The sequence below is a fragment of the Duganella sp. Leaf61 genome, from assembly GCF_001421905.1.
In the GTDB taxonomy this organism is placed as follows: Bacteria; Pseudomonadota; Gammaproteobacteria; order Burkholderiales; family Burkholderiaceae_D; genus Rugamonas; species Rugamonas zoogloeoides.
On record NZ_LMLM01000029.1, the window covers coordinates 51,756 to 78,713 of the forward strand.

Annotated in this window: 20 protein-coding genes; 12 read left to right on the top strand and 8 right to left on the bottom strand. The window is 65.2% G+C overall.

The annotated features are described in order from the left end of the window. The first annotated feature begins 240 nt into the window (after window positions 1–240). The 8 genes from ASF04_RS18385 (at window position 241) to ASF04_RS18420 (ending at window position 11,537) form a co-directional block, all read left to right on the top strand. Window positions 241–708, top strand: coding sequence for a hypothetical protein (locus tag ASF04_RS18385; RefSeq protein WP_156368701.1), 468 nt, complete (start codon window positions 241–243; stop codon window positions 706–708). 95 nt (window positions 709–803) lie between these two features. Continuing rightward, window positions 804–1,358, top strand: coding sequence for a (2Fe-2S)-binding protein (locus tag ASF04_RS18390; protein ID WP_056144895.1), 555 nt, complete (start codon window positions 804–806; stop codon window positions 1,356–1,358). Beyond that, complete coding sequence (locus tag ASF04_RS18395; protein WP_056144898.1) at window positions 1,355–2,404, top strand: xanthine dehydrogenase family protein subunit M; 1,050 nt, start codon at window positions 1,355–1,357, stop codon at window positions 2,402–2,404. Before ASF04_RS18390 ends, ASF04_RS18395 begins: the two co-directional genes overlap by 4 nt. Then, complete coding sequence (locus ASF04_RS18400) at window positions 2,401–4,692, top strand: xanthine dehydrogenase family protein molybdopterin-binding subunit (protein WP_056144901.1); 2,292 nt, start codon at window positions 2,401–2,403, stop codon at window positions 4,690–4,692. Before ASF04_RS18395 ends, ASF04_RS18400 begins: the two co-directional genes overlap by 4 nt. An 82-nt stretch (window positions 4,693–4,774) precedes the next feature. Then, window positions 4,775–5,452, top strand: a complete 678-nt coding sequence (locus tag ASF04_RS18405; protein WP_056144904.1) for a hypothetical protein — start codon at window positions 4,775–4,777, stop codon at window positions 5,450–5,452. 242 nt (window positions 5,453–5,694) lie between these two features. After that, entirely contained in the window at window positions 5,695–8,025 is a 2,331-nt protein-coding gene (locus ASF04_RS18410; RefSeq protein WP_056144907.1) for a glycoside hydrolase family 2 TIM barrel-domain containing protein, read from the top strand. Between the two features lie 80 nt (window positions 8,026–8,105). Continuing rightward, window positions 8,106–9,353 carry a TerD family protein gene (locus tag ASF04_RS18415; protein WP_056144910.1) on the top strand — a complete coding sequence of 416 codons (1,248 nt, stop codon included), beginning with the start codon at window positions 8,106–8,108 and terminating at the stop codon, window positions 9,351–9,353. Between the two features lie 81 nt (window positions 9,354–9,434). Beyond that, window positions 9,435–11,537, top strand: coding sequence for a LamG-like jellyroll fold domain-containing protein (locus ASF04_RS18420; protein ID WP_056144913.1), 2,103 nt, complete (start codon window positions 9,435–9,437; stop codon window positions 11,535–11,537). 1 nt (window position 11,538) lies between these two features. Here the strand turns inward: ASF04_RS18420 and ASF04_RS18425 are convergent, their stop codons facing one another. The 4 genes from ASF04_RS18425 to ASF04_RS18440 are packed head-to-tail and all read right to left on the bottom strand — an operon-like array spanning window position 11,539 to window position 15,223. Next, window positions 11,539–13,074 (bottom strand): cryptochrome/photolyase family protein, encoded by a 1,536-nt coding sequence (locus ASF04_RS18425; protein WP_056144917.1) that lies wholly within the window; start codon window positions 13,072–13,074, stop codon window positions 11,539–11,541. A 4-nt stretch (window positions 13,075–13,078) separates the two neighbouring features. Next, entirely contained in the window at window positions 13,079–13,504 is a 426-nt protein-coding gene (locus ASF04_RS18430; RefSeq protein WP_056144919.1) for a BLUF domain-containing protein, read from the bottom strand. A gap of 29 nt (window positions 13,505–13,533) precedes the next feature. Continuing rightward, complete coding sequence (gene folE, locus ASF04_RS18435) at window positions 13,534–14,241, bottom strand: GTP cyclohydrolase I (RefSeq protein ID WP_056144922.1); 708 nt, start codon at window positions 14,239–14,241, stop codon at window positions 13,534–13,536. A gap of 28 nt (window positions 14,242–14,269) precedes the next feature. Beyond that, window positions 14,270–15,223: a MerR family transcriptional regulator gene (locus tag ASF04_RS18440; RefSeq protein WP_056144925.1), complete on the bottom strand. Its 954-nt coding sequence runs from the start codon at window positions 15,221–15,223 to the stop codon at window positions 14,270–14,272. Window positions 15,224–15,385: 162 nt separating this feature from the next. Between ASF04_RS18440 and ASF04_RS18445 the strand changes: the two genes are divergently transcribed. After that, window positions 15,386–16,447: an NAD(P)/FAD-dependent oxidoreductase gene (locus ASF04_RS18445; RefSeq protein WP_056144928.1), complete on the top strand. Its 1,062-nt coding sequence runs from the start codon at window positions 15,386–15,388 to the stop codon at window positions 16,445–16,447. 1 nt (window position 16,448) lies between these two features. Here ASF04_RS18445 and ASF04_RS18450 read toward each other — a convergent pair whose 3' ends face one another. Together ASF04_RS18450 and ASF04_RS18455 are read right to left on the bottom strand one after the other, a co-directional pair. Further along, window positions 16,449–18,650 (bottom strand): ATP-binding protein, encoded by a 2,202-nt coding sequence (locus tag ASF04_RS18450; protein ID WP_056144931.1) that lies wholly within the window; start codon window positions 18,648–18,650, stop codon window positions 16,449–16,451. 3 nt (window positions 18,651–18,653) lie between these two features. Then, the gene (locus ASF04_RS18455; protein ID WP_056144934.1) at window positions 18,654–19,814 is read right to left on the bottom strand and encodes a pyridoxal phosphate-dependent aminotransferase; all 1,161 of its coding nucleotides are present in this window, start codon (window positions 19,812–19,814) and stop codon (window positions 18,654–18,656) included. Between the two features lie 124 nt (window positions 19,815–19,938). On the opposite strand from ASF04_RS18455, the gene ASF04_RS18460 reads away from it, so the two are divergent. Further along, the gene (locus ASF04_RS18460) at window positions 19,939–21,108 is read left to right on the top strand and encodes a branched-chain amino acid ABC transporter substrate-binding protein (protein WP_056144937.1); all 1,170 of its coding nucleotides are present in this window, start codon (window positions 19,939–19,941) and stop codon (window positions 21,106–21,108) included. A 59-nt stretch (window positions 21,109–21,167) separates the two neighbouring features. On the opposite strand, the gene ASF04_RS18465 is transcribed toward ASF04_RS18460, so the two are convergent. Then, window positions 21,168–23,456 (bottom strand): outer membrane beta-barrel family protein, encoded by a 2,289-nt coding sequence (locus tag ASF04_RS18465; protein WP_056144939.1) that lies wholly within the window; start codon window positions 23,454–23,456, stop codon window positions 21,168–21,170. A 192-nt stretch (window positions 23,457–23,648) separates the two neighbouring features. On the opposite strand from ASF04_RS18465, the gene ASF04_RS18470 reads away from it, so the two are divergent. Together ASF04_RS18470 and ASF04_RS18475 are read left to right on the top strand one after the other, a co-directional pair. After that, window positions 23,649–24,035, top strand: coding sequence for an OsmC family protein (locus ASF04_RS18470; RefSeq protein WP_056144942.1), 387 nt, complete (start codon window positions 23,649–23,651; stop codon window positions 24,033–24,035). A gap of 114 nt (window positions 24,036–24,149) precedes the next feature. Then, complete coding sequence (locus ASF04_RS18475; protein ID WP_056144945.1) at window positions 24,150–25,817, top strand: ATP-dependent DNA helicase RecQ; 1,668 nt, start codon at window positions 24,150–24,152, stop codon at window positions 25,815–25,817. Here ASF04_RS18475 and ASF04_RS18480 read toward each other — a convergent pair. Continuing rightward, window positions 25,783–26,949 carry an esterase-like activity of phytase family protein gene (locus ASF04_RS18480; RefSeq protein ID WP_056144948.1) on the bottom strand — a complete coding sequence of 389 codons (1,167 nt, stop codon included), beginning with the start codon at window positions 26,947–26,949 and terminating at the stop codon, window positions 25,783–25,785. The genes ASF04_RS18475 and ASF04_RS18480 overlap by 35 nt on opposite strands. Window positions 26,950–26,958: the final 9 nt, after the last annotated feature.

Genomic DNA, 26,958 nt, shown 5'->3' on the forward strand with positions numbered 1-26,958 from the left:
CGGAGACCGGGCCACAGCGCCCGCTCAACGTCGCCGCCGGCGCTGCCACCACCACCACGCCGAAACTGGCGCGCCAGCTTGGCGTGTCCACGCCGGCCTTGCTGGGCGCGTACCGCCCCAACCAGGCGGCGCAGGCGATGGCGGCACAGCTGGCCGGTACCGGCCTGGTGGTGCGCAGCCAGGGCGGCAGCATGCTGATCGCGCCTGATGGCGCGGCGCGAAGCCACGGCCCGGCTCGACATGCGCTACGCCACCGCCGCGTGGTTGCTCTGGCTGTCAAGCGTGAAATTCGGCGCCAGCCGGCGCGACTACCGCACCTCGGTATGGAATGGCCAGGGTTACACGGTGCGTTCGGCCGCAGGGGATGAGCCGGCCGTGGTGGTGCCGCGCGCTGCGCTCAACAGCAACCAGACGAACGGGCGCAGGATTTCCGCCGAAATTCTAGCGCATGCCCCGATTTTGCCGGCAGACCGGGCGTGGTATCATCAACATCCGCCTTTTTTGCTTCAGACGAATACCATGTCCTCCCAGAAGTTATCCAAGATTCTCATCCTCGGCGCCATGGCCGCCGTGGCGCTGTCCGTCGTCGGCTACGTGTTCGTCGTGGTGGCGGACTACACCGACTGCGAGCGCATCGAGGCTGCCGAGCTCAAAAAAGGCAACAAAGTGTCTTGCCGCGACGTCAAGGCGGGCATGGCAGCCGAATAAATCAGGTGGGGGACGGGGCAGCGTTAGTTGTCCCACAAAGCGCGGCGACGCGCGGGGCTACAGTGGGGTCACTCCACTACCTGGCAAAGTCCCTCATGAATGCTCCCGAAACCCTTGCGCCCCGGGGCGCAGTAGCGCAAACGTATCCGCTTACCCTGCACATCAACGGCAGCCGGCACGACTTCAAGGTCGAAGCGTGGGTCACGCTGCTGGACCTGCTGCGCGAACATGCCGGCCTGACCGGCTCCAAGAAAGGCTGCGACCACGGCCAGTGCGGCGCCTGCACCGTGCTGGTCGGTGGCCGCCGCATCAATTCCTGCCTGACCCTGGCCGTGATGCAAAACGGTAAGGAAGTCACGACCGTCGAAGGCCTCGCCGACGGCAACCAGTTGCACCCGCTGCAGCAGGCCTTTATCGACCACGATGCCTTCCAGTGCGGCTACTGCACCTCGGGCCAGCTGTGTTCGGCCGTGGGCCTGATGAACGAAGGCAAAGCCTGCACTGCCGGCCAGGTGCGCGAGCTGATGAGCGGCAACGTCTGTCGTTGCGGCGCTTACCCCGGCATCGTAGCCGCCGTCACCGAGGTGATGGGCATCCCGGGTCGTGACGATCCGGCCCGTCCGTTCCAGCCTGGCACGGTGCCCGCATGAACCCGATCACCTATTTCTCTGCCGAAGACGTGAGCGGCGCGCTGGCGCACCTGTACTCGGGCGTGGATGCCAATGCCGGCCCCTCCAAGGTTATCGCCGGCGGCACCAACCTGCTCGACCTGATGAAGGAGCGCGTGATGGGACCGCAGCAGCTGGTCGACATCAATGCGCTGCCGCTGGACCAGATCACGCCCACGCCCGACGGCGGCCTGCGCCTGGGCGCCATCGCCCGCAATGCCGATACCGCGTATCACCCGCTGGTGCGCGCACAGTACCCGGTGCTGACGGCTGCGATCCTGGCCGGCGCCTCGCCGCAGATCCGCAACATGGCCAGCAACGGCGGCAACCTGCTGCAGCGCACGCGCTGCCACTATTTCTACGACACGACCACGCCGTGCAACAAGCGCGCGCCGGGTACCGGTTGCTCGGCCATCGGCGGCCTCACGCGCCAGCACGCGATCCTGGGCGCCAGCGAACATTGCATCGCCACGCATCCGTCCGACATGTGCGTGGCGCTCGCTGCCTTGGGCGCCGTGGTCGGCGTAAGCTCGAACGCCGGCGAACGGCGCATCGACTTTGCCGACTTCCACCGCCTGCCCGGCGAACAGCCCGAGCGCGACACGGTGCTCGCTGCCGGCGACCTGATTACCTATATCGACCTGCCGCCAGCCGCGCAGTTTGCCCGTCATTCGGCCTATTTGAAGTTCCGCGACCGGGCGTCGTACGCGTTTGCGCTGGTCTCGGTGGCCGTGATGCTCGACATGGGCGAGGACGGCATGGTGCGGGACGCCCGCATTGCGCTGGGCAGCGTGGCCCACAAGCCGTGGCGCGTGTCGGCCGCCGAAGCGGTGCTGATCGGCCGCCAGGTCGATGAAGCAGCGTTTGCCGAAGCGGCCGACCTGCTGCTGGCCGGCGCCCAGGGGCAGGGCCAGAACAACTTCAAGCTCACCATGGCGCGCCGCGCCGTGATCCGCGCCCTCACGCAAGCAGTCGAGGGCACCCATGACAACACCGAAGAACTGACCGACGACGAGGCATCACTGTGACCGAATTGATCCACGCATTGCGCACCCCGAGCGCGGACCCCGGCACCGGCCAGGTCCAAATCGGCGACGCCGTCTCGCGCGTGGACGGCCGCGACAAGGTAACCGGACAGGCGCGCTATGCCGCCGAATACGTGCCCGACGCCACCGAAGATGGCCTGCTGTACGGCGTGGTGGTTAGCGGCGCCATCGCCAGGGGCCATATCAAGGCCATCGACACCGATGCCGCGCTGGCAGTACCCGGCGTGGTGGACGTGATCTGGCACCACAACCGTCCCAAGATCCGCTCGTTCGACATTTTTTACAAGGACATGACGGCGCCGGGCGGCTCGCCGTACCGGCCCCTGTACGACAACGAGGTGCATTACAGCGGCCAGCCGGTGGCGCTGGTGGTGGCCGAAACGTTCGAGGCGGCCCGCCACGCGGCAGCACTGGTGCGCGTCGAGTACGATGTGCAACCGCACGAAACCTACCTGCTCGAACACCAGGGCCGTGCCCACAAGCCGAGTCGCCTGAAGGCTGGCTACACGCCGCCGCCCGACGTCAAGGGCCATCCCGACGAAGTGTGGGACAAGGCGGCCGTGAAAATCGAGGCGTCGTACTACAGCGGCGTGGAACACCACAATCCGCTCGAGATGTTCGCCACCACAGTGATCCACGGCGCGGACGGCCACCTCACCATTTACGACAAGACGCAAAGCTCGCAGAACAGCCGCTGGTACGTTTCGCACGTATTCGGCCTCTCGAAAGACAAGGTCACCGTGCGCAACCCGTACGTGGGCGGCGCCTTCGGCTCCGGGCTGCGGCCGCAGTACCAGTTGCCGCTGGCCGTGATGGCTTCGCTCAAGCTCGAGCGCTCGGTGCGCGTGGTGCTCACGCGCCAGCAGATGTTCACTTTCGGCCACCGTCCGGAAACCCAGCAGCGATTAAAACTGTCGGCCGACGCCGATGGCACCCTGACGTCGATCGTGCACGAAGCGGTGGCCGAAACCTCGCGCTACGAAGACTATGTGGAAGTGGTGGTCAACTGGTCGGGCGAGCTATACGCGTGCGAGCATATCCGCCTCGGCTACAAGATCGTCGATCTCGACCACGCCAGCCCGATGGACATGCGCGCCCCGGGCGCTGCCCACGGCGTGCATGCGCTCGAAGTGGCGATGGACGAACTGTCGTATGCACTGAACATGGATCCGCTGGCGCTGCGCCTGAAAAACTATGCCGAGATCGACCCCACCCACGGCCTGCCATATTCCACCAAGGAGCTGCGCGAGTGCTACCTGCAAGGTGCGCAGCGCTTCGGCTGGGAAAACCGCCCGCTCGAACCCGGCACCATGCGCGAAGGCCGCGAACTGATCGGCTGGGGCATGGCCACCGGCATGTGGGACGCGATGCAGATGTTCGCCCGCGCCAGCGCCGTGCTGCACGCGGACGGCAGCCTGGTGGTGAGCAGCGCCGCTTCCGACATCGGTACCGGCACCTATACCGCCATGTCCATCATCGCTGCCGAGGCCATGGGCCTGCCGCTGGAAAAAGTGCGCTTCCAGCTCGGTGACTCCACCTTGCCGGTGGCGCCCATCGAGGGCGGTTCGTCCCACGTGGCCACCGTCGGTTCGGCGGTGGCCGGCGTATGCGAAAAACTCCAGAAGACCGTGTTCAAGCGCGCGAAGGACATGCCCGGTTCGCCGCTGGCCACCGCGCGCCTGGCCGACGTGGAGTTTGTCGATGGCGTGATCAGGCTGCGCAACATTCCCGGCACCAGCGTACCGCTCACGCAGATCCTGGCCGGCATCGAACAGCCGCTCGAGGAAAAATACCTGATGCTGCCCAATATGCTCAAGCAGATGAAGTTCCAGCGCGCCACCCACTCGGCGGTGTTTGTCGAAGTGCGCGTCGATCCCGAATTCGGCACCGTGCGCGTGACGCGCGTGGTCAGCGCGGTGGCGGCGGGGCGCATCATCAACGCCAAGACCGCGCGCAGCCAGATCATCGGCGGCGTGGTGTGGGGCATCGGCCAGGCGCTGCACGAAGAGACCCAGTGCGACCACCGGCTGGGCCGCTTCATGAACCACAACCTGTCCGAGTACCACGTGTCGGTCAACGCGGACATTCACGATATTGACGTGATTTTCGTGAAAGAGGACGACCGGATCGTGAGCCGCATTGGCGCCAAGGGCGTGGGGGAGATCGGCCAGGTAGGCGTGTCCGCTGCTGTGTGCAATGCGATTTATCACGCCACCGGGCAGCGCGTGCGCAGTACGCCGATGACGCCGGAAAAGGTGATGCGGGCTTAGTTGCATAAATGGCAGGTGGTGCGCTACGATAGGGGGACCGGCGGGAGGTCCGTCGGCGCACACCAACCTGGAACTATCATTGATGCAAAAGTATCTGTTTGCGCCGGCCTTTGCCGGCGTTGTACTGCTCGCCGGATGTAGCAGCTTGGCCGAGCAGCAAGCCCAACGTATCGCTGCGATCCCCGAAGCCAAACGCGCCTACATCATCGGCACTTACAAGGTCGGCTGCGAGCGGGACAAGGATGTCTGCCAGCAGAAATTCAATTCCATCACGACTTATTACAGCGACCGCAAGAAAGATAACGCGCTGTATATGTTCCAGCTGTCCGCCGGCCGCATGTTTGCTGCCGACGATCCGCTCGACATCAACAACATGGAGCGCCGCGAGCGGGGCATCCATTTTTGCGTTGCACTGCCGGCGGCTGAGTACCGCGTGTTCACCTACGATTTCTACAATTCGGCCAATGGCGGGATGCGCTACTCGTTGCCCAAGGAATCGTTCTTCGATGTGCCGTTTGCGCTGGCCGAAGGCGAGGTGGTGGATATCGGCACCCTGAAGGTGACGACTACGACGGGCAAGAATTTCTTCGGCATGCAACTGCCAGCGCCGGGCATGCTGTTGTTGTCCAGTTCCCCGGACGAAGCGAAAGCCAAGGCGCTGCAAAAGTGTCCGGCAGACGTACGCAGCCGCCCGGTACGCAGCGCCCCGCTGCGCCCCGACGGCAACAGCCAGTACGTGATTCTCGATCCGAAACCCTAGTGTGCTGCCAGGTGCAGCAGCGGCTGGACTTGCGGTGGGGCGTCAGGTGCCTTGCTGGCGCCAACCCGTATATCAAAGTTCTCTCCACCCATGAATAATTTGTATACGGCGCCCGTTTCGGCTGCGCCTCAAATCAATACTGGATATACTGCGCCGTGATAACTGGGCCCCGCGCCAACCGCGTGCGGCCTGGTGAATCCGAGCGTTGTTCATCCGGTTTATTTTGGGGAGTTCCAGGCACTATGACCAGTTTTATTTTGAGGCTTACGAAGCAGTTTCCGACCATCGGTTTGCTGGCGCTGGCGGTATCAGCATCAAGCAGCGCAGCCACTATTGGTGCCACCAGCCTCAATCAGTCCTGGGACTTTTACCGCGACGACGCCAAGGTTGCCGCCACCGTGGACAAGGTGCCGGCCAATGGCTGGAGCCGCGTCAACCTGCCGCACACGGCGCGCCTGGAAGCCAAGGTGCCGGTCAATTCCTGGCAGGGCACGGCATTCTACAAAAAGAGTTTCGATGCCAAGGTGGCGCCCGGCGAGCAGGCGATCTTGCGCTTCGAGGGCGCGATGAACGTGGCCGATGTCTGGGTCAATGGCAAACACCTGGGCCAGCACCTGGGCGGCTACCTGCCGTTCTCGTACGACGTAACGCCGCACCTGAAAGCGGGCGGCGGCAACGAGCTGGTGGTGCGCATCAATAACGAAGACAATGCCATCACCGGTCCCAAGCCGCTGAAAGACCTCGACTACATCCAGTACGGCGGCATCTACCGCGACGTCACGCTCACCATCAAGCCTGCTGTCCATATCAGCGACGAGATGCTGTCCAACACCGAAGCGGGCGGCGGCATTTTTGTCACCTACCCGCAGATCGACAAGACGTCGGCCACCGTGCGCGTGAAGGCGGAAGTGTGCAACACCGCTGCCGAGCCGCGCACCGCCGAACTGCGCCACCGCCTGCTCAGCAAGAACACCCGCGTGGCCGATGGCTTTGATAACGTCAGCCTGGCGGCCGGCGAGTGCCGCCATGTCACGCGCGACCTCAAGGTCGATCGTCCGCAACTGTGGTCGCCGAAGGCGCCGAACCTGTATGCGCTGGAAACCACGGTCGCCAGCAAGGGCCGATCGGACCTGGTGAAAACCCGCATCGGCATCCGCAGCATCGAGATGGGCAAGGGCAAGCTCTTGATCAACGGCGAGCAGACCGTGCTGCGCGGCGTCAATCGCCACCAGGAATATCCATACGTGGGCTATGCGCTGTCGCCGCAGGCGGAATACCGCGATGCGCTCTTGATCAAGCGCGCCGGTTTCGACTACATCCGCTTGTCGCACTACCCGCATTCGCCGGCCTTCATGGCTGCCGCCGATGAACTGGGCATCATGGTGGTGCCGGGCATCCCTGGCTGGCAGTACTTCAATCCCGATCCAGCGTTTACCACCCAGGTCGTGAAAACCTGTACCGACATGGTGCGCCGCGACCGCAACCACGCCAGCGTGCTGGCCTGGGAATGTTCGCTCAACGAAACGCAAATGCCGGACGCACTGGTCGAAAAACTGCACAAGACCGTGCACACCGAGTTCCCCGGCGGCCAGGCCTATTCGGCCGGCTGGGTGCCGCAAACCTACGACGTATATTTGCAAGCACGCCAGCACCGCCTGGAAGACAAGCGGCCGTTGCCCGACAAGGCGCTGATCGTTTCTGAATACGGCGACTGGGAATACTATGCGATGAACGCGGGCTTCAACCAGACCGCCTGGGGCGACCTGAAAGCGGCCGACCGCAGCAGCCGCCAGTTGCTGGCCGACGGCGAAACCCGCCTGCTGCAGCAAGCGAAAAACCTGGCCGAATCGCACGACGACAACTTCAATACCGGCGCCGTCGCCGATGGCTACTGGGTGATGTTCGACTATGGCCGCGGCTACGCACCGGACCTGGAGTCGTCCGGCATCATGACCATCGACCGCCTGCCGAAATTCTCGAACGAATTCTTCCGCTCGCAGCGCAGCGCGCTCGAGTCGAGCAAGTGGGGTGGCGGTCCGATGGTGTTCATCGCCAGCCACTGGAACAAGGACTCTTCGCCACAGGTGCGCGTGTTCTCGAATGCCGACGAAGTGGAGCTTTTCCTGAACGGTAAAAGCCTGGGCCGCGTGAAGAGCGCGCCGACCAAGCTGCATCCGAACCTCAAGCATCCGCCGCTGGAATTCAACGCCGGCCAGTACGCTGCCGGTGAGCTGAAGGCGGTTGCCTGGCTGGGCGGCAAGAAGGTTGCCGAACACGTGGTGCGCACGGCCAGCGAGGCAGCCAAACTGGACGTCTCCGTGGACGACCTCGGTGTGAAATCGACGGCCGGCGACCTGGTATTCATCCGCGCCAAGACGGTCGATGCCAAGGGCAACCTGGTGGCCGACAGCGGCCAGTCGGTGAAGTTTACTGCCGGCGGCGCCTACGAAATCGTCGGCCCTGCCACGGTGACCACCGAAGGCGGCATCGCCAGCGTGCTGGTACGCGTGGGCGCCAATGGCGGCAAAGGCTCGATCACGGCCGATGGCGGCACCGTGCGCGGCAAGCTGTAAGACATCGTGACGCGGCGCTCAGGCAGCCGCTTATCGGTTAGCATGTCGCACACGATCACTTGAATAAGGGTAGTGTGCACATGATTACTTTCGGACGCGGTCAAAAAGGCAAGCTGGCGGACCTCGGTTGCGGCAGCAACGTGGCGGTGAACGTGGCGCTGCAGGCGCCGGGCGCCACCATCGACCTGTCGTGCTTCGGGCTCGACGCGCAAGGCAAGCTGTCGGATGACCGCTACATGGTCTTCTACAACCAACTGGCCAGCCCCGAAGGCGCGGTGCGCCTGACCCTGTCGGCGGGCGCCGCCACATTCCAGCTCAATCTCGACGCCTTGCCGGCCTCGATCGAGCGCCTGGTGTTTACCGGCGCGCTCGATGGCGGCGGCACCATGCGGGCGATTGCTCCCGGCAGCATCGCCATCGGCGGCGCCGCCACTTTCCCGTTGAGCGGCGCGGACTTCGCCGACGAAAAGGCCGTGATCCTGGCCGAGGTGTATCGCCGCGAAGGCGCCTGGCGCTTCGGCGCCGTCGGCCAGGGATTCAACGGCGGCATGGCAGCGCTGCTGGCGCACTTTGGCGGCACCGAGGTGGCATCGTCTGCTGCTGCACCGGCGCCTGCGCCCGCACCGGCGCCAGCGTTTGCGCCGACACCGGCGCCTGCCCCAGCGCCCGCGCCAAAAATCTCGCTCTCGAAAATCACGCTGGAAAAGCGCGGCGACAAGATCTCGCTCGAGAAGGGCGCCGGGCGCGGCTTTGGCAAGATCCGCGTCAACCTGAACTGGAACCAGCGCCCGCAGGAGCAGCCGGCCAAGACCGGCTTCTTCGCCAAGCTGACCGGCGGCGGCCAGCCCAAGGGCATCGACCTCGATTTGGCCTGCCTGTTCGAGCTGCGCGACGGTACGCCGGGCGGCGTCCAGGCGCTGGGCGAGAGCTGGGGCGCGTTCGACCGTCCGCCGTACATCCACCTGGCCGGCGACGACCGCAGCGGCGCGGTCAGCGACGGCGAAAACATCTACATCAACGGCGACCGCTTCGACGAAATCGGCCGCGTGCTGATTTTCAGCTTCATCTACGAGGGTGTGCCGAATTGGGCCGCCACCGATGGCGTAGTGCTGATCGAAGTGCCGAACCAGCCGCCGGTGGAAGTGCGCCTCGACCACGGCGGCAACCAGCCGATGTGCGCGATCGCCATGATCGAAAACCAGGGCGGCAAGCTGCAGGTGACCAAGCTGGTGGACTATGTGTCCGGTGAAGGCAAGATCAGCGGCCACGAGGTGATCGGCAACAAGTACGGCTTCAAGCTGCGCTGGCGCGCGGGTTCCAAAGGGTGACTTTTGTTTAGTAAGTTTGTCATGGGCGTGTAACACCACGGCTCTAGAATTGTTGGCATTCCAACCTTTCCAGAGCCGGTCATGCATAACCACGCCAAGTACGACACCACCACCGAACCAGCCAGCGAGCCCCAGGCCAGCCGCCGCGCGCTGCTGAAAATGGGGCTCGCTTCCGCCTCGACCCTGTCAGTCGGCGGCCTGCTGGCCGGTTGCGGCGGCGGCAGCGATCCGGTGAGCGCCGCCCCCACGCCGACGCCGGCCCCGGCTCCCGCAGCAAAGATATCGAGCTTCGCGCTGGCCGTGCTGCCCGACACCCAGTTCTATTCGCGCTACGCCACCTCGGGCGAGAGCAACCAGTACCAGCGCCACTACGGCAACGAGCCGTTTGCCGCTCAAACCAACTGGGTCGCGCGCAACGCCCAGGCGCTTAACATTCCGTTTTTGATCCACCTCGGCGACGTGGTGGACCAGGTGGGCAAGCCGGAGCAGTGGAAGGTAGCCGACAGCGCCATGCAGGTGCTGGAAGTGGCCAAGCTGCCGTACTCCATCCTGGCCGGCAACCACGATGTGCTCAACGACCTCGATTACACTGGTGACCAGTCGCGAGGCACCGACGCGCAGCGGGTGCTGGCCAACGAGCCTTACCTGCAATGGTTCGGCACGCGCCGCGCCCAGCGCCAGGCCACCTTCGGCGGGCGCGATGCCAGTGGTTTCCACGAGTACCATATTTTCACCGCGCAGGACCAGCGCTTCCTGGTGCTGTCGCTGTCGTGGCGCATCTCGGACGCCGGCATCGCCTGGGCGCGCAAGGTCCTGGCCGACAACCCCACGCTGCCGGCCATCCTGGTCAATCACCAGCTGCTCAACATCGCGCCGGACGCCGTCAGCCCGCTGGAAACCGAGTACGGCAAGATGTTGTGGGAAAAGCTGATCCGCGATAATGACCAGATCTTCATGACCCTCAACGGCCACCACCACGGCGCCGCGCGCCTGACCAAGACCAACAACTTCGGCAACCCGGTCGAGGAAATGGTGGTCGATTACCAGATGGCCTACCAGGGCGGCAACGGCTTGATGCGCCTGTACGAGTTCGACCTGACCAACAAGCAGATCAAGGTGCTGTCGTTCTCGCCGTGGGTGCCGATGAAACCGGCCGACACACTCAACGCCTTCGATCGCGCGGTGCTCACCGAAACCAACGAAGTCTTCACCATCACGATCGACTTTGCCAAGCGCTTCGCGCGCTTCAACCCCACCTTCGGCACGGGCCAGGCCTCGGTGGCGTCGTCGCTGGTGGACCAGGCCAAGGCATTGGTATTGAAGGGTTACACGGAACCGGCGGTGGTCACGCCGGTCGCGCCCAAGGACGCCGACGACTATCCAAAAGTGGCATCGACCGTGGCGCACTGGCGCTTCTTCGGCGGCGCCGACGGCGCGGTCGTGGCGCCGGGCACGCGCATTGCGGACGTCACCGGCGCCAACCCGCTGGTGCGCGACGCCCTCAATCGCGGCGGCGTGAAAAATGCGGAAGCAGGCGACATCGTGTGGAGCGCCGACCGCCACCGCCTGTCGTCGGCCCCGGGATCGGTCAGCTTCCTCAACACCGACAAGAATGTGCCGCGCCTGAGCTATTTCGTCACCGACACTTCGGCCGCGATCAACGCCCAGACCTTTGCCACCACCGGTTACACGATCGAAGCCTTCATCAAGATCAACCCGGCCTGGGTCAACTCGAAACACGCATGGATGAACATCATGACGCGCGACGGCGTACGCGGCAACCTGGCCGGCTTCAACGGCGGCGACGCCGAATCGCCACCGCTGCTGTTTGCGATTTCGAGCCTGCGCGAAGTGCAGTGGGAAGTGGTGCCTGACGTGACGGGCACGCGCGGCGGCCTCGCCAGCTGGTCGGGCGAGATCATTGCCGGCACCTGGGTGCACATCGCCATCGTCAACGACCCGGTCACGCACGACACGGTGATGTACGTGGAAGGCGCACCGGTACTGCGCAACAGCAGCAACGTCGTTGGTTTGGCGACGCTGTCGGCGGCGTCGCCGTGGGTAGTGGGCGGCGGTTCGTGGGATGGCGAACGGGCCGATGGTTTCTTCGGCAATATCGGCGAGATCCGCGTCGCCTCGGGGGCGTTGAGGCCGGCACAGTGGCTGACGGCGCGCCGTACCTGATTTACAGGTCGGCCAGGCTGGCGCGCGTGCGCGCCGCCTGTTCACGCACGCCATCGAGTACCGGCCCGTCCATGCGCTTGAGCTGCTGATAGACCATCCCCAGCCGGTGGTTGCCGGCCAACCGATCCCGGTTGCGATCGAAAAAATCCCAGTACAGCGCGTTGTACGGGCAGGCGCGCTCGCCGGTGCGCGCCTTTTTGTCGTAATGGCACCCCTTGCAGTAATCGCTCATCTTGTCGATATACGCGGCGCTCGACACGTACGGTTTTGTCGCCAGCAGGCCGCCATCGGCGAACTGGCTCATGCCCAGGGTGTTGGGCAGTTCCACCCATTCGAAGGCGTCGATGTACACGCCCAGGTACCAGCCGTGCAGCGCCTGCGGCGACAGGCCGGCCAATAGCGAAAAATTCCCGATCACCATCAGGCGGTTGATGTGGTGCGCGTGCGCGTGTTCGAGCGACTGGCCGATGGCGGTTGCCAGGCAGCGCATGCGCGTGTCGCCGGACCAGAACCAGTGCGGCAGCGGTTCCTCGTGGCCGAAGGTGTTCAACTGGTCGTAACCGGGCATGCGGTGCCAGTACACGCCGCGCACGTATTCGCGCCAGCCCAGGATTTGCCGCACATAGCCTTCCACCGCCGCCAGCGGCGCGGCGCCATCGGCCAGCGCCTGCAGCACGCGGTCCACCACCTCGTGCGGAGCGATCATTTTTACGTTCATCGCGAACGACAGCAGCGAGTGGAACAGGCGCCAGGCCTTGAAACTCATCGCGTCCTGGTACTGGCCGAAGTGCGGCAGGGCGTGTTTGACGAAACGCTCCAGTTGCGCCAGCGCTTCGTCGCGGTTGAGCGGCCAGCGCAGGTCGGCCGCATTGGGCGCGCCGAAGCTTTGCGCGCCGGAGGCCTCGATGGTCGCCCATAGCGCGCTGTGGTCGTGCGACTCGCGCAGGTCGGCCGGCTCCCACGGGACGCCTTTCCACGCCTCGCGGTTGTCGTGGTCGAAGTTCCATTGGCCGCCCGCCGGTTTGCCGGTGTCCGAGACCAGCACCTTGTGGCGCAGCCGCATGTGGCGATAAAAGTGTTCCATCACCCAGCTGATGCGGCCGTCGAACAGCGCCGCCGCCTCGTGGCGCGCGGTGTAAAAATGTTCTGTGTCGGCCATCGCGGACGCAATGGTCAAACCGTCTGCATACGCGGTCAGTTGCCGGTCGAGCCGGTACTCGTCGGGCGCCTGCCAGGCGAAGTCGCTGGCGCCATACAAGGCCAGCAGCCGGTCCAGGTTGGCCGGCAGCGATTGCAGGTTGTCGCGATCGTCGATGGTGAGGTAGTGCACCCGGTGGCCGGCGGCGCGCAGGCGCCGGGCGAAGTCGCGCATGGCGGCAAAGATGGCGATGATTTTCTGGGCGTGGTGCAGCACGTAGTCGGTTTCCTGCCGCACCTCCATCAGCACGAACACCACGCCAGGGTCCGGCGCCCGGAACCAGCTGTGCTGGCAGTTGAGCTGGTCGCCCAGCACCAGCTTGAGCGAGGCGGCGCTCACCGGATTACGCGCGGCCCAGGATCGAGGCGGCGGCCATCAGCTCGTCGATCAGCGCCAATGAGCTTTTGCCCGACAGCGCGTGCGGATTGAACTCGGGCAGCGCCGAGTAGCGCAGCAGGGTGCCGGGATTGAGCTTGTTCAGGTTGACCTGGCCCATGGTCCAGCCGGAATAGCGGCGTTCACAGATTTCCTCGTAGTGCAGCAGGATGGCGTCGGTGTGGCGCGGGTCGCGCAGGATCTTTGCGTACAGCGCGTTGACCTGCTCGCGCCCCCCTTCGATCACTTGCAGGTACAGGCGGTCGCTGTGGCACAGCACCCCGGTGATGCCATGCTTGGGGTTGTAGTTGTGCGACTGCTGCATGATGGCGGTGATGCCGCCCACGGGCGTATCCCTGGCGGCGTGGCTGGCGTACAGAAGGCGGACAAGCATGCTGGTATCTCCCGGAGATTGACGTTTGATTAGCGTTTGATGAGCGAAAGGAACTCGCGGCGCAGCGCCGGGTCCTTGAGGAACGAGCCGTGCATCACACTGTTGATCATACGCGCGTCCATGTCCTTGACACCGCGCCACTGCATGCAAAAATGGTCGGCTTCCATGATCACGGCCAGGCCGTCCGGCTGCATTTTTTCCTGCAGCAGGTCGGCCAATTGCACCACGGCTTCCTCCTGGATTTGCGGGCGGCTCATGATCCAGCTGGCCAGGCGCGCGTACTTCGACAGGCCGATCAGGTTCGAATGCTGGTTGGGCATGACGCCGATCCACACCTTGCCAATCACGGGGCACAGGTGGTGCGAGCACGCGCTGCGCACGGTGATCGGCCCGATGATCATCAACTCGTTGAGGTTGGCGGCGTTGGGAAATTCGGTGACCGGCGGCATCTCGACATAGCGCCCGCCGAACACCTCGGTCATGTACATCTTGGCCACGCGGCGCGCGGTGTCCTGCGTATTGTGGTCGCTCACGGTGTCGATCACCAGGCTCTCGAGCACCTTTTGCATATGGCCGCTCACTTCGTCGAGCAACTGATCGAGCTCGCCCGGTTCAATATAGGCGGCGATATTGTCGTTGGCGTGGAAGCGCGTGTTGCTGGCCACCAGCCGTGCGCGGATGCGTTCGGAGGCGGTGGTGGTGACAGGCAGGTATGCCGGTTGCGGCTCGGTGGTCATGCGAAAATCCAATCAAAAAAGAGAGTTGCTACTGCGGCGGCAGCGGCAGGCCTTCGGCATAGGCCAGCCGCTCCAGCGCCTGTTCCATCAGCATGCGCGCATGGCCGGCGCTGCGCGCCAGGTCCTGGTGCAGCGTGGCGTCGGCGGCATTGCGGCTCACGCACTGGGCGCTGTACCGCTCGAAGCTGGTCAACATCAGCAGTATATCCGCCAGGTGGCGCGGACATTCGCAATCGATGCTGGTGGACATGGCGGCCAGTTCCGCCAGTTGCTGGTCGTCGAGCCGGCGCGGCGCGACCGCCGTGGCCGGTGGCGCCGGCGGGCGGCCGCCGCCGGCAAACGCAGTGGCGCACAGCAGCGCCACTTCGGCGGCGTCGGAAGGCGCCCGCGCCACCAGGCAGTCCTGCTCGCGCAGGCGGCGCACGGTGGCGCTGTCGCAGAAACGGTAGAGCACCACCACCGCGCGGACGTTCAGCGCGGCGCGCGTGGCCATCACCGCCGGCAGTGCATCGGCGTTCATCTCGGACGCTTCGATCAGCAGCAGGTCGGCCGTCACGCCGGCCAGCGACTGCGGCGCCTGTTCCAGGTACTGGCAACTGGCCACGATGTCGAGCACGGGGGCGGTGCGCGCCGCCGCCAGCTGGCGGGTGAGGGCGCCGCCGGCAATCGCCAGGCGCAGCAGGCGCGGTTCGTTTTCCACCGGCGGCGCCACGCCGGCCAGGGCTAGCAGTTCGTCGAGGTCGAGGCGGGCCACGGTGGAAATCGCGTGTCCCTGGTCCACCGCACGCTTGAGCAGGCCGAGGCGGCGTACCTGCTCGGACGAGTACAGGCGCTGGCCGCGCGGCGAACGGCCGGCATCCGATACGCCGTAGCGCCGCTCCCACACGCGCAGGGTCTCTACCGGCAGGCCGGCCAGGCGCGCGGCCACGCCGCTGCGGTAGCCGGCGCCGGTGCTGCGCGAATTGTCGTCGGAGTCTGTCACGTTGGTTCCTGTCGGTTGATGGCCGCATTTTAACAGTTTCATGCCTGTGAGCCACATTGTCCCGGTCATGAACCGCTTTTTAGTTCTTTCGCAGCGCTATTGAACGTATCTTCGCCAGTATACTGGGACATCGGTGGAACAGGTAATCAGGAAAGTTTTAAAATGATCGTTACAAGACCCAATATTGCAGTCATCGGTGGCGGCCTGGCCGGGCTGTCCTGTGCGCGCCATTTGCAGGATGCGGGCTGCCGCACAACCGTGTTCGAGAAGGCGCGCGGCCCCGGTGGACGCATGAGCACGCGGCGCGGCGACGACTGGCAGTGCGACCACGGCGCCCAATATTTCACGGTGCGCGATAACCGCTTCCGCGACGAAGTGGCGCGCTGGGAAGCGGCCGGCGTGGCCGGCCTGTGGGAGCCCCGGCTGGTGGAGCTGACCGCGGCAGGCGCTTGCGTGAGAAAGGCGCCGGACAGCGTGGCGCGTTTCGTCGGCATTCCGCGCATGAGCGCGCCGGCCGGCTGGCTGGCGTCGAACCTGCGCGTGCACAGTGGCCATACCATCGTCGATATGCAGCACGACCGCGCCGGCTGGCGCCTGCAGTCGAAGGAGCACGGCGTGCACGAAGAGCGTTTCGACGCAGTAGTGCTGGCCGTACCCGGGCCGCAGGCCACGGTGCTGCTCGCGCCGCTCTTGCCGCTCACTTCATGGCAGACGGCAGTGGACATGCTGCCCTGCTGGACCCTGATGCTGCGCTACCGTACGCCAGGCATCCGATTTGCGCCCGGCTACGATGCCGCTTTCATCAATCACGGACCGCTGGCCTGGATTGCCCGCGATGGTTCGAAGCCGGGCCGGCAGGGCAGCGAAGCGTGGGTGCTGCAAGCGAGTGCCGAGTGGAGTGCCGCCCACCTCGAAGACGATGACGAGACGGTGTGCGCCGCGCTGCTGGCGGCCTTCGCCGAACTGGGCGCACCACCGCCGGACGCGGTTACCGCGCACCGCTGGCGCTACGCCAGGGCCGGCGCTCCACACCGTGAACAGCCGGACCAGGACAGCGCGGACAGCGAGCCTGGCCTGCACCGCGAGGCCGTGTGGCTGCCGGCGGTGCGGGTGGGCATGTGCGGTGACTGGCTTGCCGGTGGCCGCGTGGAAGATGCATGGCTCAGCGGCCGCGCGTTGGCCGCGCAGGTGCTGACCAGCATGGCCTGCACGGCATCGTCCTGAATTACAGGCGGGCGATCACCGCCAGCAGTGCGTCATGGTCGAGCGGCTTGACAAAATAGTGGTCGAAGCCGGCCGCTTTGGACATCTCGCGGTCCTCGCGCCGGCCATAGCCCGATACCGCCACCAGCGTGGCGTGTTTGCTGGCCGGGAGCATGCGCAGGCCGCGTGCCAGGTCGTTGCCGTTCAGGTCGGGCAGGCCGATGTCGAGCAGGCATAGCTGGGGTCCGAGCCGCTGCGCCGCTTCCAGCCCGCCGTGCGCGGTGTGCGCCACCACCACTTCGTGGCCGGCCGCTTCGAGCAGCAGTTGCAGCGTTTGGGCGGCGTCCACGTTGTCGTCCACCACCAGCACGCGCAGTTGCCTGCCGGTGACGTTGTCCGGTTTTGTCGGCGCCGGCACCACGTCTGCTTCGGTAGCCGGCAGCACGATGGCGAAGGTGCTGCCCTGGCGTTCGCCGCCGCTGTCCACCGTCACCGTGCCGCCGTGCAGCTCCACCAGCATCTTGACCAGCGCCAGTCCCAGCCCCAGGCCGCCCTGCGAGCGGTCGGAGGTGCGGTCGGCCTGGGCGAACAGCTCGAACACGCGGCCGCGCAGTTCGGGCGACATGCCGATACCGTTGTCGCTCACCTCGAGGCGGACGTTGCCGTCGATGGCCAGCACCCTCAGCGTGATTGCGCCGCCGCTCGGCGTGTACTTGGCGGCGTTGTTGAGTACATTGACCAGCACCTGCACCAGGCGCTTGTGGTCGCCCACCACCTGCAACGGCTGCTCGGGCATGACCAGTTCAAAGCGGTGCTGGCGCGCGCGCATCATGGGTTCGGCCTGCTCGACGGCGTCGGCCACGATGTCGGCCACGCGCAGCGGCGCGCGGGTGATCGTCACCAGGCCGCGCGTCACGCGCGAGACATCGAGCAGGTCGTCGATCAGGCGCGTCATGTGGTGCACCTGCCGCACGATGATGTCGGCAGTGCGGTCCACTGCGGCCGGCGAGGCGTTGCCGCTGCGCAGCAGCTGGGCGCCGGCGCTGATCGGCGCCAGCGGATTGCGCAGCTCGTGCGCCAGCATGGCCAGGAATTCGTCCTTGCGCTGGTCGGCCAGGCGCAACTGCGCTTCCGCCTTCAGGTGCTGGCGTTCCTTTTCCTGCAAGGCAGCGGCCATGGCGTCGAGGGCGCGCGCCAGTTCGCTGATTTCCTCCTTGCCGTAAGTGATGCCGCTGCGGGCGCTCAATGATCCGGAAGCGATGCTGTTGGTCGTGGTGGCCAGCATTTTCACCCGCCGCAGCACCAGCACGTCGCCGACGAACCACGCCGCCAGCATGGCCAGCACCAGCGTCACGCCCAGGGCCAGCAGATCCATGACCTGGTCGCGGCGCGCCACGGCGGTGATGTCATCGACGGGGATGCCGATGGTGACGGTGTAGTCGGTGAGACCGTTGTTGCCCACGCGGGCGAAGCGGTGCAGCCGCTCCACGCCGTCCGGTCCCGTGAGCCGCACCGGCTTGCCCGGTTCACCGGCCATGGCGGCGCGCATCTCGGGCCATACCGGCTTGCCGAACCATTCTTCCGGGTTCGGTTTGCGGGCGATGATCTTGCCCTCCGAGTCGGCCGTCATCAGCACCGAGCCCGGTGGCAGCTGGATGTCGGCCACGAAGCGATCGAGCTTGGTCAGGTCCAGCGCGGCAAACACCACGCCGCGAACCTGCTCGTCATCGTCGAGGATCGGATAGGTGAGGTTGACCGTGTGCTTCTGGATCACGCGCCCGAAGATGTAGCCGCCGGCGACAAAACGCTTGAGGTGGACCGCGCGGCGGAAATGCGAGCGGTCGCGCAGGTTGACCGGTCCCGACGACGGGATGGCGCTGCAGGTGACGTCGCCGTTCAGCTGGATCACGCCGAAGTTGGCGTAGTCGCCATTCTGGCGCTGAATGCTGTCGAGCAGGTTGATGCAGCGGGCCTGGTCGTTCATCAGGTCGGGCACGCTGGCCAGGTCGCGCAGGATCTGGCGCGCGCTGGCGATCGACTGCGCTTCGTTGGCGGCGGCCAGGTTGGTCAGGCGTTGCAGGTTTTCCTCGGCCACGCTGATCGCATGATCATGCTCGCGGATGCCGCTGATGATGGTCATCACGGCGATCGGCGCGATCGCCAGCGCCACCAGCAGCATCAGCCGTCCGCGCAGGCTGTTGAGGCTAAAGAGCAGAAAGGCCATGGTTCAAAGGCTGCCGTGGCGCTGGTTGCCGAACGCGATGATGGCCTGCACGCCGCGCCGCAGGGTGGCAACGTCGTCGGAGATATAGCCGATGCGCAGGTGGCCGGGCACGCCCAGTGCGTCGCCGGGCATCACCGCCACTGCGTATTCGGTCAGCAGTTGTTCGGCAGCGGCTACGGTGTCGAGCCCCAGTGCCGACACGTCCAACCACAGGTAGGGCCCCGAGGCGGGGGCGCGCACCGTCAGCCACGCCAGGTTGGCGGTCAGGTCCAGCACCAGGTCGCGGCGGGCGCGGTAGTCGTCCAGCATGGCGGTGGATTCGGGGGAGTCGTCGGATTCGAAGGCGGCGGCCAATGCCAGCTGGATCAGCATCGGAGCGGCGGCGGTGATCGGTCCCTGCACGGTTTCCATGGCCGCCACCAGCGGCGCCGGCGCCACCGCGAAGCCGGCGCGCCAGCCCATCATGGCGTAGCTTTGCGAGGCCGAGAACAGCGTGACCACGCCCAGCGCGCGCCAGTCGGGCCGCGCGGCCAGGCTGTGGTGAACGCCGTCGAACACCAGCTTTTCGTAGCTCTCATCAACGATGGCGCGGGTGCCGGCTTTACCCAGCCAGGCGGCGATGCAGTCGAGCTCCGTGGCCGACAGCAGCGCGCCGGTGGGGTTATGCGGATTGTTGAGGATCATGACTTTGGCTGGCGGCAGGCTGTCGAGCAGTTCGGTGGTGATCTGTGCGGGCAGATCGACCAGTATCGGCTCCAGGCCCAGCAGCTCGCTGGTGGCCACGTACGCGGGCCAGTACGGTTTGAAGATGATCACCGCGTCGCCCGGATCGGCCATCACGTACAACGCCTGGTACAGCGCCTGCTTGGCGCCGTTGGTGACCAGGATCTCGGCCGGCGCGGCATCGATGCCGTTTTCGCGCGTGACGCGGGCAGCCAGCCGTGCGCGCACGCCGGCGTCGCCGCCCACCGCCGTGTAAGGCAGGGCCGGGCGGTGCAGCGCCTCGTGCATGGCAGCGAGTACGGCCGACGGTGCGGGGAAATGCGAGATGGCGATGGAACAATCGATCACGTGTTCGCCGCGGTCCTTCATGGCGTCCACCCGGCCGTGCAAGGCGGTGGTGGCAAGCGGCCGGGACTTGGCGATGCGATGCGAAATTTCCATAGTTATTTCAATGACTTATGCAGTGGGGTAATAAGTATATTACGTAAATAGCCGTGCGGCATCTACTGATGGCGGTCTGTCTTGTCGGATGGTATCCTAACCGGCTAAATTCGTAAGGAGTTGTATGCCGTACCCAACATACGCAACAAAAATTGCCCTGGCGATCACGCTGGGATTGACAAGCAGCGCGCTTCCGGCATTCGCCAACGCGCAGGAAATCATCAAGATCGGCCACGCTTCCGGCACGTCCGGTATCGCCGCCCACCTGGGCAAGGACAATGAAAACGGCGCCCGCATGGCGGTCGAGGAACTCAACGCCAAGGGCGTCGTCATCGGTGGCAAGAAGTACAAGATTGTGCTGCAGGCCGAGGACGACGCGTCCGATCCCAAGCAGGGCACGGCCGTGGCGCAAAAGCTGGTCGATGCCAAAGTCAATGGCGTGATCGGCCACCAGGTCTCGGGCACCACCATCCCGGCGTCGCGCATTTACTTCAACGCCGGCATTCCGCAAATTTCGCCGTCGGCCAGCAATCCGCAGTACACGCGGCAGCGCTTCAATTCGGCGTTCCGCAATATCGCCAACGACGAGCAGCAGGGCGCGGCGCTGGCCCGCTATGCGCTGCAAAACGTCAAGGCCAAGCGCATCGCCGTGATCGACGACCGCACCGCGTACGGCAAGGGCCTGGCCGATGAGTTCTCGAAAAATATCAAGCGCCTGGGACCGGCGGCTGGTGCAGCCATCGTCAGTACCCAGTACACCAACGACAAGGCAACCGACTTCAACGCCATCCTCACCACGGTCAAGGCCACCAAGCCGGACCTGGTCTTCTACGGCGGCATGGACGCAGTGGCGGCGCCGATGCTGCGCCAGATGAAGCAGCTGGGCTTCCCGGTCAAGTTCATGGGCGGCGACGGCATGTGCTCGGACTCGGTGCCGCGCCTGGCCGGCGACGGCATGAACGACGACCAGGTGCTGTGCGCGGAAGCGGGCGGCGTGGCGCCGGCGCAGGAAAAGGCGCTGACCGATTTCAAGGCTGCCTACAAAAAGCGTTTTGGTGTCGAGGTGCAGACCTACGCGCCGCAAACCTATGATGCCTTGATGACCATGGTCGATGCGATGCAGCAGGCCGGCTCGCCCGATCCGGTCAAGTACCTGCCGTACCTGGCCAAGATCAACCACAAGGGCGTGACCGGCGATATCGCTTTCGATGCGCGTGGCGATATCAAGGACGGCGCGTTGACCATCTTCACGTTCCAGAAGGGCAAGCGGGTGAAGGTCGCCGTGGTCAAGTAACGCCAGTTACATGAAAAACGCCCGGTAGCCGCAAGGCCCCGGGCGTTTTTTTGTGGCGATCAGGCGCCGGGCGGGCCACCGAAGCCGCCGGGGCCGGGACCACCGGGACCACCGGGACGGCCACGGAAGCCGCCTTCGCCTTCACCCTCGCTGCGGGTGCTGTTGACGCCACCGAAGCGGTACGACAATCCCACGTAGAACACGCGGCCGTCGAAGCGGCGGGTGCTGGTCTCGCGCAGCGTGGTGCTGTCGACGATGGTTTCCATCTTGTTGCGGTCAAAGATGTCGGTGACATTGGCCACCAGGTTCCACTGGCTGTTCAATGCATGGCGCACGCTCATGTTGACCGTGTTGTTGGGCGAGCGGTAACCCTGGCCCGACAGCATCTTGCCCTGCATTTGCAGCGCCAGCTGCACCTGCGTGGCCGTGGTCATCTGCCAGTTCAGGCGCGCGCGCCCGCTGAGCGAGTTGGCGGTACGGCTGGTGATCACGCCCGCTTCATCCTGCGAGCGCTGCTGGTTACGCATCAAATTGCCGCTGGTGTTGAGCGTGAGCGTGGGCGTGAGCTTGCCGCTGACAGTGAATTCCAGGCCGCTCGAGTGGCTGCCTTCGCCATTCTGGCGGGTGGTCAGCAGCACATTGTCGGCGATGAAGTAGCGGTAATCGACGATGGCGTCGGTATCGCGCCGGTAGTAGCCGCGCAGATTGGTCTCCAGACCGCCGAACTTGGTCTCGTAACCGACTTCGAACGAATCGGTCTTGGTCGGTTTCAGGTCCGGATTACCGGCCGAGACGTTGAATTCGTCGCGGTAGGTCACGTACGGATTGAGGTCGTTGGCCTGCGGGCGGCGCAAGCGGCGCGCGTAGGCAAAACGCATATTGGCGTCGTCCGACACTTTATACGTCGCGAACATGCTGGGGATGAAATTGATGTAGCTGTTTTTGGCCGTGATGCCGCCGGTGATCTGGTGGATGTCCATGTCGGTGTGCTCGGTACGCACTCCCCCCAGCAGGCCCCAGCGCTCGGACAGGCGCATCTGGTACGTGCCGTACAGGGCCAGCACGGTTTCCTCGATGTCGAAGCGGTTGGTGCGCGACGGGTTGACGGTGGCGAGATTGGTGACCGGATCGATGTCGGTGTACAGCGTGTCGAAATTGTTCCTGGTGCGGGCGATCTTGTAGCCGACATTGGTGGTGCCGCCCCACAGCGGACGGCCGTAGTCGCCGGTGAAATCGATCACGCGGGTGCTGGTGTCGTTGTGCTGGAAGGCGCGGGTATCGGTGCGGCCGAAGTTGTCCGCGCCGACCGCGTAGTCGCTGGCGTAGTTGGTATCGTTATCGTTGTCGGCAGCCGATACGCGCAGGTCGATTTTCAGCGTTTCGCCCGGCAGTTCGCCCTTGTGGTCGTAGCGCGCGCCCCAGCTGAAGTTCTTGGCGTCGCCGCTGCGCGAGGTGTTGCGCACATATTCGCTGGCGGCGCTGGCGGGGTTGAAACCGGTGGCGCCGTTCACATAATGCTCGGTCGAGCGCTGGTCGTTGCCGCGCCCCATGAACGACAGGCTGCCGGTCAGGGTGTCGGTCTGGTTCATATTGTAGCTGACGGTGCCATTGGCGCCGACCATGTCGTTCAGCCCCTTGCTCACTGAATCCTGGGTGCTGGGCACATACTGGCCGGTGCGCGCATCGAGCCGCTCGCGGTTCACTTCCGACGTGGAGTTGCGGCCGTCGTGGCGCACATTGAGGCCGCCCTGGAAGCCCCACAGCCCCTGGTTGTAGCTGCCGTTGACGGAGCTGTTGTAGCGCCCCTCGGTGCCGGCGTTGGCACTGACCGAACCGAAACCGCCCGGCTTGCGGTTGCGGCGCATGACCAGGTTCAGGATCGGACCGCCGCCGCCCTCGTTGCCGAACTGCGCGCCGGGGTTGTTGATCACTTCCACCGATTCGATATCGTCGGCCGGCATGGCCTGCAGCGCCGCGCCCCGGTTCTCGCCCTGCAGCATGGCCGACGGCTTGCCATCGACCATGATCTGCACATTGCTGCTGCCGCGCAGCGACACCGTGCCATCGGGATCGACCGCCACCGACGGCACGTTGTTCAGGGCGTCGGCAGCGGTGCCGTTGGTGCTCGAGACGTCGGATTTGACGTCGTACACCTGGCGGTCGATGCGGTTGGTGGGGCGTTCCGCCGCGACCGTCACCGACGGCACCACCGGCGTTGCCTCGGCCTTGACGGCGCCGGGCTTGGCTGCCGGCGGGTTGGTCTGCGTAGCCGGCGGCGCATCGGTGGACTGGGCAAGCGCGGACAACGGCGCCGTCAGCAGGGAGCAGGTCAGGAGTATCTTTTGCATGGGGGAAGGGGGTGGGTGATGAATGTAGGTCAATGCCGGTATTTTACAGAAGCAATGCCTAAAAACTTGCCATTTACAATACTTTACTTACATGAAGCTGGCGTGAAGTTTGTAAGCGGAGTATGTCGTCTTCTTTCTGGCAGAGGGCTGGCGCCTGGGTAGCGGCTAGAATGGCGGAAAGGAGATTTAACCATGGCACAAGGATATGCCCGTATCGGGCGCGACATGTATACCACCGAGATCGAGGTGGGTGGACACAAGCTGACCGGCGACGAACCGCCGCGCAACGGCGGCCAGGATGCGGGGCCGGCGCCGTACGACTTTCTGCTGGCGGGCCTCGGCTCGTGCACGGCGATCACGCTGCGCATGTACGCCGACCGCAAGCAGTGGCCGCTGGAGGCGGTGAAAGTGGACCTGCACCTGGCGCGCGGCGATGACGGCACCGTGATCACCCGCACGCTGCACCTGACCGGCGCGCTCGATGCGGAACAGGTGGCGCGGCTGGCCGATATCGCCGAGCGTACGCCGGTGACCCTGACGCTCAAAACCGGCGCCCGGATCGATACGACTGTTGCATGACAAACCGCGCCTGAAAGGGGATGGCCGGTTACGCCGCGCGGTGTGCTGCCGCACAGTCGATCCCCGGCCCGTTGGCTACTCTGGCTTTAGTTTTCTACAACCAGAGAGTCTTCCATGGCAGCCCCGCAGAGCAAACAAATCACCACCTTGCTGCGCAAGGTTTTCGGCATCGCGGCACTGCGCGACGGCCAGCGCAACGTGATCGACAGCGTGCTGGCCGGCCACGATACGCTGGCCGTCATGCCCACCGGTAGCGGCAAGTCGCTGTGCTACCAGTTGCCGGCCCGGCTGCTGCAAGGGTTGACGGTGGTGGTCTCGCCGCTGATCTCGCTGATGAAAGACCAGGCTGAAAAGCTCGAGGAAGCCGGCATCGCCAGCGCCGCGCAGATCAACAGCAGCCTGTCGCGCGCCGACGAACTCGCGGCGCTCGAAGGCATCGAGAGCGCCGCCCACGACATCGTTTTCTGCACCCCCGAGCGCCTGATCACGCCCGATTTCCTGGCGCTGCTCAAGCAGAGCGAGATCGCGCTGGTGGTGATCGACGAGGCCCACTGCATCTCGCAGTGGGGGCACGACTTCCGTCCCGCCTACCTCGAAATCGGCGCCGCACTGGAAGCGTTGGGGCGCCCGCAGGTGCTGGCGCTCACCGCCACCGCCACCGACGACGTCATCAAGGATATCCGCACCCAGCTGGGCCGCCAACGCATGGCAGTGGTCAATACCGGCATCTACCGGCCCAACCTGCACTACCGCGTCAAGCAGGTCACCAATCCGTCCGAGAAGGCGGCGCAGGCGCTGCAACTGGTGCGCGAGACAGCAGGCGTGGGCATCATCTACGCTGCCACCGTCAAGGCGGCAGAGGAAATGCATGCACAACTGAAGGAAGCCGGCGAAAGCGTAACGATTTACCACGGCAAGCTGCGCGCCGCCGAACGGGTGGAAAACCAGAACCTGTTCATGAGCGGCGAACGTCGCGTGATGGTGGCCACCAACGCCTTCGGCATGGGCATCGACAAGGCCGACACGCGCTTCGTGATCCACCTGCAGATACCGGCCAACCTGGAGGCTTATTACCAGGAGTCGGGCCGGGCGGGGCGAGATGGCCTCGATGCGCAATGCACGCTGCTGTACTACCACGCCGATAAACGGCTGCAGCAGTTCTTCCTGGTCAAGCACTATCCGCAAGCCGAAGAGCTGCGGGCAGTGTACGAGGCGGCTGCCGCCCACGATGGCGCCGCGTTCACCGAGGCCGACCTGAAACCAAAGCTCGAGCATATCTCTGCCAGCCAGCTGAAAATCTGCCTGAAAATGCTCAAGGACGGCAAGCTGCTCAAGCGCAGCCGCAAGCTCGATTACGCGTTGGCCAAGCTGCCCGGCGGCGCTACCGGGCCCAAGGCTGCCCGGTACGACGAGATGGCGCAAGTGTACGCGGACAAGCATGAACGCGACCGCGAGGGACTGGAGCAAATGGTGGGCTACGCCCAGAGCGGCTACTGCCGCTGGAAGCTGCTGCTCGATTACTTCGACGATGCGTCGCCCGGTTTCGAGCGGTGCTGCAAGTGCGACAATTGCCTGTCTCCGCCGGCGATCCAGCTGTCGTCGTTCGACCTGGAGGCTGGCGCGGCGCTTGCGGAGCCGATCGCACAGGAGCCGGGTCCGCCGGACGTGCCGCCGGTCGCCGCCGCCAGTTTGCCCGGATTGGCGCCGGCGCCGCTGGTGGCCGCGGCAGCCGTTGTCAATACAGGCGCTACGGGTTTACCTCGAACAGCAGGAACTGCGTAACCTGGCGGTTGTTGAAGTTGTCGTCCGAGATCAGCACCAGGCTGGCATGGCCATTGGCCAGGCGCGGACCGAAAGCCATGCCTTCGAGGTTGTCCACCTGCGGCAGGCCGGCCTGGTTCAGGTCCAGCACCAGGCGCTTTTTCACCGGGGTGATGCTGGCGCCAGCCACGGTGGGCAGTTGTGCGATATCGGTGGCGCCAGCATTGTCCACCTCGTACAGGCGCACGTAGTTGCGATAGCGGCCGGCATCGTCCTGTATGCCGGCGCGCTCGAGCACCAGCAGGCGGTTATCGCTCAGCGCCAGGATTTCGGAAATGCCGTTGTCGGCGTTCTTGCCGGTGCCAGGGGCGGCCGCCAGCGGTTCCAGCGCATACGCATACTGGCCCAGCACCTTGCCGTCGCGGCCGAAGCGGGTGATGCGGTTGACCGCGCCGTGAGCGGTCGTGGGCACCGGACCATCCTGGTACATCGGTCCTTCCAGCGACACCCAGATCGAGGCGCCATCGGGCGTAAAACTCATGCCCTCGAAGGCCTGGTTGTTGCGTGGGCCGGAACTGTGATCCTTCTTCACATTGAATAGCGGCGGCAGCGGCAGCTCGTAGCGCAAGCGGCCATCGGCGCCGGCCTGGCGCACGAACGGGTTGAGGGCCAGCGAGACATCGCCTTCGCTGCCATACCAGATGGCGCCATCGCGCGGATCGACGCGCAGGGTTTCCAGGTCGGCCACCGCGCCGCCCAGTCGGGCGAAATCATTCTTGGACGGATACGGCGTGCCATCGGCTTGCAGCAGCGTGGTCACGCCGGTCAGCTGTACCGACGTAAAGGACTGCTGGTCGTAATCGAGCCGCGCGCGGTAGTAGCGCGCCGCGTTGTGCTCGGAGCGGTCGTCGCAGATCATCACCCAGTCGCCGCGCGCGGCGTCGTAGTCGATGCCCGACAGGCCGCCCACCAGCGTGCCCTCGAAGCGCATGCGCCAGGGCAGGCGCTGCTCGCCGATCAGGCGCAGCGATGCGATGGTATCGGGCGTGCGCGCCAGGGCCGGGGTGGTGGCGGAGGGCTGGGCGCCGGCGCTCAGCACCAGCAGGCTGGCGGCGGCAAGGGCGGTGCGGACGAAGGAGGACAGGGCGGCCATGGAGAATCT